Source organism: Desulfofundulus thermobenzoicus (assembly GCF_009428905.1).
Classification (GTDB): domain Bacteria; phylum Bacillota; class Desulfotomaculia; order Desulfotomaculales; family Desulfovirgulaceae; genus Desulfofundulus_A; species Desulfofundulus_A thermobenzoicus.
Genome location: NZ_WHYR01000167.1, coordinates 1 through 471, shown reverse-complemented (window position 1 = coordinate 471; position 471 = coordinate 1). Strand labels below are relative to the sequence as shown.

1 protein-coding gene is annotated in these 471 nt (G+C 44.2%); it reads left to right on the top strand.

All coding sequences use genetic code 11. The features are described 5' to 3' along the window. Nucleotides 1–471: 50S ribosomal protein L4 (rplD, locus tag GFC01_RS18040; RefSeq protein ID WP_152948502.1), on the top strand; the 471-nt coding region annotated here is incomplete at both ends.

Here is a 471-nt window from a genome sequence, read left to right as displayed (position 1 = left end):
GTAGTATTCGATGCTATTCTTATGCAAAGAGCTTCCTTACGTCAAGGAACTCACAAAGTAAAAACTCGTTCTGAAGTACGTGGCGGAGGTCGTAAGCCTTGGAGACAGAAGGGTACAGGTCGTGCTCGTCAAGGTTCTATCCGTTCACCACAATGGCGCGGAGGCGGTATCGTATTCGGTCCAACACCACGCAGTTATTCTTATAAATTACCTAAAAAAGTTCGCCGCTTGGCTATCAAGTCAGTATTGTCTTCTAAAGTAATCGACAACAACATCATCGTTCTTGAAGATCTGACTCTTGATGCAGTGAAAACGAAAGAATTCGCAGGCATCCTTAAAGGATTATCTGTCGAGAAGAAAGCGTTGATCGTCACTGCGGATGCAAACGAAACAGTTGCTTTATCTGCTCGTAACATCCCTGGAGTAACAGTTGTTGAAGCTAACGGTATCAACGTTCTTGACGTTGTCAAC